The sequence below is a fragment of the Lysinibacillus sp. FSL K6-3209 genome (genome assembly GCF_037976175.1).
Classification (GTDB): domain Bacteria; phylum Bacillota; class Bacilli; order Bacillales_A; family Planococcaceae; genus Lysinibacillus; species Lysinibacillus sphaericus_D.
In genome coordinates, this window is record NZ_CP150264.1 from 3,291,257 (window position 1) to 3,303,124 (window position 11,868).

The 11,868-nt window shown below is 38.6% G+C and carries 16 protein-coding genes and 1 tRNA gene; 3 read left to right on the top strand and 14 right to left on the bottom strand.

All coding sequences use genetic code 11. From position 1 onward, the window contains the following. Positions 1-193: 193 nt before the first annotated feature. The 4 genes from MHH88_RS16040 to MHH88_RS16055 form a co-directional block, all read right to left on the bottom strand. Positions 194-337: a hypothetical protein gene (locus MHH88_RS16040; protein ID WP_339259362.1), complete on the bottom strand. Its 144-nt coding sequence runs from the start codon at positions 335-337 to the stop codon at positions 194-196. 599 nt (positions 338-936) lie between these two features. Further along, positions 937-1,536, bottom strand: coding sequence for a site-specific integrase (locus MHH88_RS16045; RefSeq protein ID WP_339259364.1), 600 nt, complete (start codon positions 1,534-1,536; stop codon positions 937-939). 137 nt (positions 1,537-1,673) lie between these two features. After that, positions 1,674-1,913, bottom strand: a complete 240-nt coding sequence (locus MHH88_RS16050) for a hypothetical protein (protein ID WP_339259366.1) — start codon at positions 1,911-1,913, stop codon at positions 1,674-1,676. A 164-nt stretch (positions 1,914-2,077) separates the two neighbouring features. Then, positions 2,078-2,151: transfer RNA gene (locus MHH88_RS16055), tRNA-Arg, on the bottom strand. Positions 2,152-2,369: 218 nt separating this feature from the next. Between MHH88_RS16055 and MHH88_RS16060 the strand changes: the two genes are divergently transcribed. After that, a complete protein-coding gene (locus MHH88_RS16060; protein ID WP_258841888.1) occupies positions 2,370-3,116 on the top strand; it encodes a glucose 1-dehydrogenase in 747 nt (248 codons plus the stop codon). Positions 3,117-3,201: 85 nt separating this feature from the next. After that, positions 3,202-3,870, top strand: coding sequence for a hypothetical protein (locus MHH88_RS16065; protein ID WP_339259370.1), 669 nt, complete (start codon positions 3,202-3,204; stop codon positions 3,868-3,870). Positions 3,871-3,942: 72 nt separating this feature from the next. Here MHH88_RS16065 and MHH88_RS16070 read toward each other — a convergent pair whose 3' ends face one another. The 5 genes from MHH88_RS16070 to rph form a co-directional block, all read right to left on the bottom strand. After that, on the bottom strand, positions 3,943-4,107 hold the full coding sequence (locus MHH88_RS16070; protein ID WP_081328050.1) for a DUF2639 domain-containing protein: 165 nt from the start codon (positions 4,105-4,107) through the stop codon (positions 3,943-3,945). 127 nt (positions 4,108-4,234) lie between these two features. Continuing rightward, a complete protein-coding gene (locus tag MHH88_RS16075; RefSeq protein ID WP_339259372.1) occupies positions 4,235-5,701 on the bottom strand; it encodes a YdiU family protein in 1,467 nt (488 codons plus the stop codon). Positions 5,702-5,846: 145 nt separating this feature from the next. After that, positions 5,847-6,350 (bottom strand): metallophosphoesterase, encoded by a 504-nt coding sequence (locus MHH88_RS16080; protein WP_339259373.1) that lies wholly within the window; start codon positions 6,348-6,350, stop codon positions 5,847-5,849. Between the two features lie 12 nt (positions 6,351-6,362). Further along, a complete protein-coding gene (locus MHH88_RS16085) occupies positions 6,363-6,956 on the bottom strand; it encodes an XTP/dITP diphosphatase (protein ID WP_069513659.1) in 594 nt (197 codons plus the stop codon). A 1-nt stretch (position 6,957) separates the two neighbouring features. After that, positions 6,958-7,707, bottom strand: coding sequence for a ribonuclease PH (gene rph / locus MHH88_RS16090; RefSeq protein ID WP_103977571.1), 750 nt, complete (start codon positions 7,705-7,707; stop codon positions 6,958-6,960). Positions 7,708-7,882: 175 nt separating this feature from the next. On the opposite strand from rph, the gene MHH88_RS16095 reads away from it, so the two are divergent. Next, positions 7,883-8,524, top strand: a complete 642-nt coding sequence (locus MHH88_RS16095; protein ID WP_339259376.1) for a hemolysin III family protein — start codon at positions 7,883-7,885, stop codon at positions 8,522-8,524. 63 nt (positions 8,525-8,587) lie between these two features. Here MHH88_RS16095 and racE read toward each other — a convergent pair whose 3' ends face one another. From racE to sdhB, 5 genes are all read right to left on the bottom strand, one after another. Further along, positions 8,588-9,385, bottom strand: coding sequence for a glutamate racemase (gene racE, locus MHH88_RS16100; RefSeq protein WP_024363268.1), 798 nt, complete (start codon positions 9,383-9,385; stop codon positions 8,588-8,590). 10 nt (positions 9,386-9,395) lie between these two features. Beyond that, a complete protein-coding gene (locus MHH88_RS16105) occupies positions 9,396-9,848 on the bottom strand; it encodes a MarR family transcriptional regulator (protein ID WP_339259379.1) in 453 nt (150 codons plus the stop codon). Between the two features lie 74 nt (positions 9,849-9,922). Further along, a complete protein-coding gene (locus MHH88_RS16110) occupies positions 9,923-10,144 on the bottom strand; it encodes a LuxR C-terminal-related transcriptional regulator (RefSeq protein ID WP_004226437.1) in 222 nt (73 codons plus the stop codon). Positions 10,145-10,415: 271 nt separating this feature from the next. Then, the gene (locus tag MHH88_RS16115; RefSeq protein WP_069513661.1) at positions 10,416-10,874 is read right to left on the bottom strand and encodes a thioesterase family protein; all 459 of its coding nucleotides are present in this window, start codon (positions 10,872-10,874) and stop codon (positions 10,416-10,418) included. Between the two features lie 212 nt (positions 10,875-11,086). Continuing rightward, positions 11,087-11,866, bottom strand: a complete 780-nt coding sequence (sdhB, locus tag MHH88_RS16120) for a succinate dehydrogenase iron-sulfur subunit (protein ID WP_024363272.1) — start codon at positions 11,864-11,866, stop codon at positions 11,087-11,089. Positions 11,867-11,868 lie beyond the last annotated feature (2 nt).

The window sequence follows — 11,868 nt, forward strand, 5'->3', positions numbered from 1 at the left end:
GCCACCTATCAATATTTAAATAATTTTACATTTTAAATGTAATATCTCTTCTTATAACTATATCAAGGCCGATTCAAAAACGCCATTTTTATCCACCATTTTTTTATACTTTGGTGCTTCAAACTTACCAATGGTGTTTTCAACTCTTTGAAGATATCAACATTGCTAACACAACATACACTCCATTTAACATTCACACATTATTACGTTGACCTTTCGGTATCACTTCATCAAACCACTTGCGTTCATGAATCCATAACCATGCGTACAAACTATAGTTGACTTTGCTTAATTCTTTACGTGTAGCTATTAGATGTTTAGATAGTACTTTAACCATTGCTCTTTTCTTTCAGTAAATAGGGATTCTAGTGATTGCTTTTTCTTACGCTTTCCAACTACTTACTTCATTTCGAATAACTGCTTTAGATGTATCTTTAAAAATTGGAGCATTAAAGATGTCGCAATGTGCTTCTGTTTTGAGGAGTGTATCGTACAAAAAGCTTTGTCCAACTATTTCTCTCTTCTGTGCAAATCACACTTTACATGAGTTCAAAAAGTCATTTGTATAATGCCCGACAAATACTGTTAGAAATGCATCCATTTATATATTGCCAATATAGGATACTAATTCTTCATCTCGTAATCTATCAATATAAACATTACTACTATAGCCGACTGGCTATAAATCAAACCATCGTGCCCTCTACACGAAAAAGCGGGTAAATCCGTGAGATTTCTCCTGTTCCCCTTTCTTTGCTCCGACGACAGCGCAGTGTTTTATTCTATTTTTGATTGTTATCAGAAGTAGCACTCTTTTATGTTCTGACAATAAGGCAAAAAAATCTTTTATTGAAACAATTTGAGGCAGTTGGGAATAATAATATAACCTGAATTATCATTGATAACACATTTACCAAATTTACTTTAATTTACAAATCACAAAAAATCTCGTAGATTACTCGCAACTTCCTCAACATCTAAATCCAAATATTGCGTCGTTACCTCCAAATTTGAATGGCCTAAAGCTTTAGAAATTAATGCTATATTCGCACCCTTATTCAATAAGTTTTTCGCAAAAGCACGTCTTAGAGCATGTGCATTAATATTCTTCAAACCGTATTTTTTACTGTATTTAGTGAGTTGTTTGGAGATAGCATTATTCGTTGATTTTGTATTTATTGGCGTCCCTTTATTAGAAACGAAGATGTTTTCATTTTTCTCGCCATAATGATTTCTAATTTTATTGTTTTGGTGAATAAGTACTTTAAATAGCTGGAGTAATTGATTATCAATAGGTAGTTTTAGTAATTTATGATTTTTCAAAATGTCACCATCAAGCTTTAGTAATCCCTCTTCTAAATCAATATGCTTTTCTTCTAACTGCCCTAATGTATTAATACGAATGCCTGTTTTATACATGGTCAAAATGGCAACTGCATCACGCAATCCCACAAATGTATTCACATCCAAAAGTGATAACAATAATTTCACATCACTCTCATTCGCTCCACTCTTTACTTTTTTATCAACCTTCACATTAACTGTCTGCCAAAACTTTGTATTGTACCAACCATTATTAAAACACTTACTTAAAAACGATTTCAGAGCCTTTAATCGTGTTTGTTTTGTTTGATTACACACTTGCATTTGGTCCAGCCAGTTATAGATAGTACCTAGTGTAATTTCTGATAAATACTCGATAGCTTGGGCTTTCTTAAGTTTCTCACAATCGTTTCATAATCTATTATGGTACGAGGTCGATAGCCACTAGATTCCATTTGTTTAATCACAATTTCAACCGCTTCATCAATCTTTTTCGATGCTTCTTTTTTAGGTTCAACCAATATTTCTGACTCAAGCTTTAATAAAGCTAAATCAATATCTACTTCAAACAATCCAGACTTTTTTGTCATAAAAAAAATCCTCCATTCAAAATTTTGATTGGAAGATGATTTCGGAAACTCATAAATATTTGAGGAACGAAAAAAGGGATTCAACCTCTCGGACCGAAGCCCTGACCGAATCCCTAATTTCTCTCAAACCCTTATACCTCAAGGCCTTAAACCCTGTTTTTAGACGTCCCAGGAGGGATTCGAACCCCCGACCGACGGCTTAGAAGGCCGTTGCTCTATCCTGCTGAGCTACTGAGACATGGTGTGTGTTCCTAAAAACCTCTTAGGAAAGACAATATTTATTATATGTCCTTTATTACATAATGTCAACATGAATTTTACTATGGAGGCAAGGTTTGCCTTGAAAATATTATATACCTATTTATTGTATGAAGCTATAGCTTTCTTTATGTTATTTCACTGCATTACATTGTCTTATTTTTTGTTAAAATAATAAGCAAAAATGGAGGTATGTGTATGTTTGAAAAGTCGGTGGTTGTGGTGACTGGTGGTGCGCAAGGAATTGGAGAAGGGATTGTACGAGCATATGCACAGCGTGGTGCCAAGGTTGTAATTGCAGATGTGAATGTAGAGCTGGGTCATCAATTAGCGCAAGAGTGTAATGAGCAAGGGTATTCGGCATTGTTTGTGGAGACGGATGTGTCAAAGGAACAAGATATTGTTGCGTTAATGCAGCAAACGGTCCAACATTTTGGGACGATTACGATTTTAATTAATAATGCGGGTAAGTTTGAGCATGTGTCACCTTATGATATTACGGTTGCGCAATGGCATAATCTTTTACAAACGAATTTAACGAGTGTTTTATTCTGTTCTAGAGAAGCGGCTAAAATCATGCGGACAAATGAGCTTGGTGGTTCGATTGTTTCTTTAGCCTCTACAAGGGCTTTTATGTCTGAGCCTTATAGTGAAGCGTATGCCGCTTCCAAGGGCGGTATTGTAGCGTTAACGCATGCATTAGCCCGCTCTTTCGGTCCAGATAACATTACGGTCAATTGTATATCACCTGGTTGGATTGAAACAGGTGATTATGAACAGCTACGTGCTATTGATCATGAACAACATCTAGTAGGGCGTGTTGGTGTGCCGGAAGATATTGCGCAAGCATGTTTGTACTTAACAAATCCAGCGAATCGATTTGTCACAGGGATTAATATTACGGTCGATGGAGGCATGACAAAGAAAATGATCTATGAGGAATAATGAAACGTGCCTTGATTTTTGCACATTCCAGGATCGTGTAGAGTATTCTACACTAGAATGAATTTTTTAAGGGAGTGAATGTGCATTGTTTCCATATTCAAACAGCTATTTCGGGAATTCTTTAAGCGCCATCTATACAGCTCCATCCAACCAATATACTGCGCCTATTCGGCACTTTTTACAGCCACAACAGGATCATCGCAGGTGCATTAGTAAAGCAGAGTCTGATTTTATGGCGATGAATCGACTGTTGTGGATGGAGCATGTTAATTGGACGAGGATGACCATTATAAGTATTGTCTTTAGTTTGCCGGATTTACCATTTGTGCAAGCACGTCTTTTACGCAATGCGACGGATTTAGGCAATTGTCTGCGCCCATTTTATGGCGATCAAATAGCAGATCGCTATGCAGAGTTGATAAAAGAGCATTTACTTATTGCAGCGCAGCTTGTCACAGCGGCGAATAAAGGAGATGCGGCAACAGCAGCGGCAAAAGAACAAGAATGGTATCGTAATGCAGATGACATTGCCATATTTTTAAGTTCCATTAATCCATATTTAACTAAAGAAGCTGTGCAGCAAATGTTTTATCGCCATTTAGCTTTAACGAAAAAAGAAGCCGTGACGATGATTCAAAAAGACTATCAATCAGACGTGCAAGTGTTTGATGATATAGAGGCAGAGGCACTTGCTATGTCGGACATGATTGCAAATGCGATCGTCATGCAGTTTTGCTACAGCTTTTATTCATAATAAATAAAAAACCAGATTCATCGACAATGTGCATTTGTCCATCAATCTGGTTTTTCGTCTTGGTGAAAAAGACTATGATTGCTCCGTATCGGTTTGTTGTAGTTCCACGTAGCGGTAATATAAATTTCGTAATTCAGATTCTTTAAACTTGCCTAGATGTGTTTTTAATTGAGGATGCACTAAAATTCCTTTTGCGCGTAGCTCTTTGACAAACCAACCTTTTGAATATTGATGCACGTTGCACCGTCTCCTTTTCTATTAGTCATCCATAGCGTATGCGCAAAGGTTTTGTGCTGTTACCGCTCCCTCGTGTTACGACAAAATAAAAACAAAGGACAAGAAATAATCCTTTGTTTTCAGTCAATTATGTGCCACAAAACGTTTGATATGGACAGTTGGATGGTGCTGGTAGTGTGGCATATGCTTCTTGTTCCGCTAAATGCGCGTACGGCTGAGATAGCACCTGTAATAGCTTATCCATAACACGATAATCACCGCGTGTAACAGCCGCTTCTAACGCTTCTTCTACCCGATGGTTTCGCGGAATAACTGCAGGGTTCGTGTCTCGCATTAACTGCTGTGATTGTGCTTTGGATGGTTCTTGCCTTTGTCTTCTTGCTTGCCACTGTTCGTACCACTTTTTAAATTCCTTACTATCAAAAAGTGCCGTTCCTTCACATCTTTGAAACGTTAGTGAACGGAATGTATTTGTATAATCAGCTTCATGCTTTTCCATTAACGTTAAAAGTTCATCTACCAGTGTGGCATCTTGCTGTTCTTCATTAAAGAGACCAAGCTTTGCTCGCATTCCCGCTAACCAGTTTGTATAATACAACTGCGGATATTGTTCAATTACTTGCTGAGCTAATGCTACAGCATCTTCAGGGTCGTCATGGATAAGTGGAAGGAGCGTTTCAGCAAAACGCGTAATATTCCATCCTCCAATAGGCGGCTGATTGCCATAGGCATAGCGTCCTTGTCGGTCGATGGAGCTAAAAACTGTTGCTGGATTATAACGATCCATAAAAGCACAAGGACCATAATCAATCGTTTCACCGCTAATCGTCATATTATCTGTGTTCATTACACCATGGATAAAGCCGACTAGTTGCCATTTGGCAATAAGGGCTGCCTGTCTTTTCATAACTTCTTGAAGCAAGCTCAAATAGCGATTTTGCGTCTGTTCAATCATTGGGAAATGGCGTTGGATTGCATAATCAGCTAACTTCTGAAGCTCTTCATCGCTACCCCATTGTGCCGCATATTGAAATGTCCCTACACGTAAATGACTACTTGCAACACGCGTCAAAATCGCACCAGGTAGTTCTGTTTCACGAAGTACTGTTTCTCCTGTTGTCACTACTGCCAAACTACGGGAAGTTGGGATGCCTAACGCATACATTGCTTCGCTAATAATATATTCACGAAGCATCGGACCAAGTGCTGCGCGGCCGTCTCCTCCTCTAGAGTAAGGTGTTCGTCCTGAACCTTTGAGTCCGATGTCATAGCGCTCCCCTGAAGGTGTTATTTGTTCGCCTAGAAGGAGTGCTCTACCGTCCCCTAACATATTAAAATGCCCAAATTGATGTCCTGCATATGCCTGTGCAAGCGGCAATGCTCCCTTTGGTATCTCGTTACCTGCAAGCACCTCAATACCATCTTCTTGTTGAAGCGCACTATAATCTAATCCAAGGGACTTTGCCACTGCTTCATTTAGAATCGCCAATTCGGGCGCATGCACGCGATTTAATTGAAGTTGGCTATAGAATGAACTTGGTAGACGAGCATAGCTATTATCAAAATTCCAACCAATATTGTTTGCCTTAGTCATTTTATCACCCTTGTTCTTTTCATTTAGTCTTTCTACTAACATGCAATTCATTCGTGGTCGTATTTTCCAAGCCTTTGTAATCCATAAATAGAAAAACGCTTAAACTCTCTTTTCATAGAATCTTAAGCGTTTTTAATAAGTTTAGTTATGCGCGAACAAACGTATGCGTTGACAAACGATCATTGTTCTCTGTGAAAAAATCCACCTGATAATAGCTAGCTTGAATGTCTATAACTGCAAAGCTTTTTTCATTGCCACCTCTTGGCTTTAATAAACTTCCTGGATTGATAAATAAGACATCATCAATCATCTCGGCACCTAATAGATGAGAATGACCAAAGCACACAATATGTGCAGCGACTTCCTTTGCTCGATACGATAATGCCAACATGGATGATTTGACATTAAATAAATGACCATGTGTCACAAAAAGGGCAGCATCTCCTGCTTGCACAATTATTTCCTCTGGAAAAGCTTTATCAAGATCACAATTTCCCCTTACTTTTTTCATGCCATCTAATGCAGCATGGGAAAAGGGCAGTTCGCTATCGCCACAATGAATCATTATTTCGACCTGCGGATAAAAGCCACATACTCGGTCAATAACATGGCTATCTCCATGTGTATCACTCATGACCACTATTTGCATGGATATCACCTCTTACTTAATAAGATTTGGCAATTGTTCCTTTAACTTGCGAATGGCATTTCCTCGGTGAGAAATAGCCCCTTTTTCTTCTGGTGTTAATTCAGCCATCATACGATTTAAACTTGGTACAAAAAAGACAGGGTCATAGCCAAAGCCATTAGTTCCACGTTTTTCATGTGCAATGACACCTTCGCACGTGCCGAACACTGTTGTCGTTTCAAAATCAGGACCTGCAATCGCAATACAGCAGCAAAAGCGAGCTGTACGCTTGTCATCTTCTACACCTTGTAAATTATGCAATAGTTTTACCATATTCGCCGCATCATCATGATCACCAGCATAGCGTGCCGAATAAACACCTGGCTCCCCATTAAGCGCATCTACAGCTAAACCACTATCATCCGCAATAACAATCGTTGCAAGCTCTTTTGCTAAAGCCTCGGCTTTTAACACGGCATTTTCTTCAAATGTTGTGCCTGTTTCTTCAATTTCCATGTCCGGTGCGACTTCAAACATTGTCACCACTTCATAACCGAGCGGCCCAAACAATGCTTCGAAATCTTTTGCTTTGCCTTTGTTTTTTGTAGCAATTACAACTTGTTTCATATTAGCAGTTTCCTCCTACTTTATGAGCTATTTCTCCAAGCGCCTGTTTTTGTAAGTCAATAAGCTCGCGAATGCCCTTTTCGCCTAATGCAAGCAAGTTATTTAACTCCTCACGTGAAAAGGTCGCTTCTTCACCAGTCCCTTGTAATTCTACAAAACGGCCTGCTCCGGTCATGACGATATTCATATCTACCGCTGCATCTACATCTTCTACATAATTTAAGTCTAAAACGGCACCTTGCTCTTCAACAATGCCAACACTTGTAGCCGCTAAAAAATCGGTAACAGGGAATTTTTCTAGTTGTTTTTCTTCCGCAAGCTTGGCAATTGCCTGTGTCATTGCGACAAATGCCCCTGTAATCGAAGCAGTTCGTGTTCCGCCGTCTGCTTGAATCACATCACAGTCAATCCATACTGTACGTTCTCCCAACGCTTCTAAATCGACGATAGCACGTAATGCACGACCAATCAGACGTTGAATTTCCATTGTACGTCCGTTCACTTTCCCGCGTGACGATTCACGTGGTGTTCGTTGTGCTGTGGCACGAGGTAACATCGAATACTCAGCTGTAATCCAACCTTTTCCCTGTCCGCGTAAAAAACCCGGTACTTTATCTTCAACTGTTGCTGTACAAATTACTTTCGTATTTCCAACTTGGATCAATACTGAGCCTTCTGGATGCAATAAATACTCGCTATCCATTTTTACAGGACGCAATGCATCTGCATCTCTACCATCAAATCTTGTCATCATTCATCGTGCCTCCTAAAATCTTTCGCGCCCTTATTTTATCATATTTTCCACTGATGCGACGATTTACTACATGCAATATATGATATTTATCATATCAATTGCATTACATTTTCATCTACAATGAAAAACCTTAAGCTGTTATAGTAATATAATAAAGAAAGAGGTGATGGTCATGTCTCAATCAACAATTGAGCATAGTAGTTATACCATAAAGGAAGAATTTTGGAATGCGCTAACACATGGAATCGGTGCATTTTTAACAGTTCCTGCTACCCTTCTATTAGTGCATAAAGCTTTAACAACCGGTACAAACACCGAGCTTATTAGTTACATTATTTTTGGTATTTCGATGTTTTGTTTATACATAGCATCGACCTTATATCATGCACTGCCCACACATAAAGTGCTTTTGAAAAAATTAGATCATAGCTCCATCTTCTTATTAATCGCAGGAACATATACACCTGTAGCGCTTATTGCCGTAGGTGGAAAATTAGGAATGAGCATATTTATCATCGAATGGGTTCTTGCCTTTATCGGCATCGTCTTAAAACAATTTTTCGTCCATCGTTTCAAAAAAATCTCGTTGATTGTTTACATTGGCATGGGATGGCTGATTGTCTTTGCCTATAAACCATTGGTTGCCTATATCTCATTCGACGGGTTTATGACACTTTTACTCGGCGGTATTTTTTACACTGCTGGCACATTTTTTTATAAAAACAAAAAAATAAAGTACAACCACGCAATATGGCATGTCTTTGTAATGGCAGGAAGTGCAGCGATGTTCGTTGCGATTTATTTGTTTATGTAAAATTGTCTATTCCAATATAATGACGCATAAAAAAATCAGCCTAGCTCGTAAGCTAAGCTGATTTTATTTTAATGTAATACGGTGTATGTCAAGCGTACCTTGTTCTAACCAATTTTCTGCAATGGAACGGAAAATGGGCACAGAACCCGTTGCATAAAATTTATGTGCAGGCTTAGCATTTGTATCTGCTAAAGTACCATTATACGCAAGCATTTCCTCGACATCCTTTGCTGTTTCTTCCGCAGAAGATAGCACGAAAACATCTTCTCCGACGACAGCTTCAATTTGTTTTTGCAAAATCGGGTAATGCGTACATCCTAAAATGACCGTATCAAATTGTTCGTTTTTTAACGGTTTTAAGCCTTCTGCAATTAAATTATTTGCAAATTGTCCTTTATATTCGCCGCTTTCTACTAGTGGTACGAACGTTGGACAAGCCAATGGAATAATGTGGGTAGACGTATTCAAAGACAATAAGGCTTCTTCATACGCCCCACTTTTAATTGTACCTTCTGTTGCAAGCACAACGACTTCATGTCGCTTCGTTTTCTTTACAGCTGCACGTGCGCCAGCATTAATAACGCCTAGTACCGGAAAAGGCATATTACGTTGTAAACTTTCGAGTGCTACTGCAGTCGCTGTATTACAAGCAATGACGAGCATCTTGATATTCATTTTCTCGAGTGCTTTGGCCATTTGCCAAGTAAAATTCCGTACTTCCTGTCGAGTTCGTGGACCATACGGACATCTTGCTGTATCACCGATATAATAAATCGTTTCGTTTGGTAATCGTTTTATTATTTCCTTTGCTACGGTTAGACCGCCTACTCCTGAATCAATAACGCCTATCGGGGCATTCATACTTTCCGCCTCAATCCTGTTTCATGTGTACATGTAGTTTTTGTAAATAGCTCGATAATTGCGCGACTTCTTGTTCGTTAAATCCTACAAGCATTTCTTGTAAATATTGCTGTCTTTTTTCAATAACCTCTTGAATAATTCGTTCGCCTTTTTCGAGAAGATGAACGACAACGACCCGGCGATCATTTTCATCACGCACTCGCTTGACTAATTCATTTTTCTCCATTCGATCCACTAAATCTGTTGTCGTACTAAAAGCTAAGTATAAACGGTTTGATAAATCGCCAATTGTAATATCACCGAGCTCTTCTAACCACTGTAATGCAACAAATTGTGGCGGCGTAATTGAATATTGTGAAACAATTTCTCTTCCTTTTTGCTTCACAATGGCCGCAATATAGCGTAGTTCCTTTTCAACCGTTGCAACGGTTTCAGGTGAGTGCTTTGTTACTTCATCCGACATATAACTATTCCACTCCTAAACATGCGTTGAATAGTTCTATTTTGTCGTTTTTTTCACGAAATAGCAAGTGTCCATTAGTCTAATTTGAATTCTTCTAAGCGTAACAGCTCAATTAACGCTTGAGATCGATTTGTTACACCTAGCTTTTGAATTGTATTGGAAATGTGATTTCGCACTGTTTTTTCACTAATACCAAGCTGCTCTGCAATATCCCTCGTTGTTTTTTCAGCTAATAAAAGCGCAAATATTTCACGTTCTCGGTTTGTTAAAAGAGAACGATGATGAGAGCCATTCATTTTCAGTCACACCCTCCTCCCCCGCACGTATTGTAACTTATGTTAAGGAGTGTTGAGCGGTGACGGCTATTTTCATGAATACACCGAGTTTCCACAAAAATTTCGGAAGTTCTTCTTTTATAGCGCATAAAAATGGGTAAAATTGTAAACTGAAACACCTTGACTTATTTTTTCGAGCATGCTCTAAACAATCTGCGATACTTGCCAAGTGGAATCCCATGCCCTCCATTCTACCTCACTTACAAGGATGAAGCACTCACTGAATAGCAAATTACATAATCGCTAACTGTGCTAATTGCGCCTTTTCTTCTTCTGATATCGGCACGCTTTTACCTGTTCGTGGATCCATTTGTACTACTGTACCACGACCTGTAAAGCATACTTCATCCTTTTGATTTTTCGCTAAGTAATGGATATCCATTGATGAGTTACCTAATTTCGCTACTTTTGTATATATACGAAGTACATCATTAAAGAAAACTTGCTTTCGATAATCACATTGTAAATCTGCTACAATCGGAATCCCCTTTACCTTGTCATCCAATGCAGAAGGCATTAAGATGCCTAAATGATTAAAATAATCGATTCTAGCCTGTTCAAAATATGTAAAGCTAACGGTATTATTCATATGCCCATACATATCCGTTTCTGAAAAACGAACACGTACCTCAATATAAAATGAAAAATCCTCTGCCCATTTCTCAAAGTCTTCAATATAATTTGCTTTCATATCCCCAACCCCTTTGTGTGATTGCCTACTGTTAATCTATTCGTATTACCATAGTTCAAAAATGAATACAAATTCATTATATAGGAATATAGGCAATTATGATAGAAAAATCAGAAATTTTAGTGTTTTATTCATGATTTCACTCATCTTCTATCTAACAGTCTATAAAAAAACTCCCTTACACTATTGTGTAAGGGAGTAGCATTGTACAATTAGTCAACGTAATGGTCAGAACCGAAGAAGTTACGGAACATTTGCACTGTTGTTGCACGGTTTAAAGATGCGATAGATGTTGTTAAAGGAATACCTTTAGGACAAGCAGCTACACAGTTTTGAGAGTTACCGCAGTTAGCAAGACCGCCGTCACCCATAATTGCATTTAAACGTTCGTCTTTAATCATTGCACCTGTTGGGTGAGTGTTAAATAGACGTACTTGTGATAATGGTGCTGGTCCAATGAATGAAGCTTTTTCAGACACGTTTGGACATGCTTCCATACATACACCACAAGTCATACATTTAGATAATTCATAAGCCCATTGACGTTTACCTTCTGGCATACGTGGACCTTCACCTAAATCATACGTACCATCGATTGGTACCCATGCTTTAACTTTTTTCAGTGCGTTGAACATACGATCACGGTCAACTTGTAAGTCACGTACAACCGGGAAAGTTTTCATTGGCTCAAGGCGAACTGGTTCAGTCAATTGATCAATCAATGTTGAACATGATTGACGAGGACGACCATTGATTACCATTGAACATGCGCCACAAACTTCTTCAAGACAGTTCATATCCCATGAAACTGGTGTAGTTTTTTCACCGTTTGCCATCACTGGATTTTTTTGAATCTCCATTAACACAGAAATAACGTTCATACCATGACGGTAAGGAACTTCGAATTTCTGCCAGTAGCTTTGGCCACCTTGTGTATCTTGACGTAAAATTTCAACTTTTACCATTCTTCCAGTATTAGCTGCGATTTCCATAA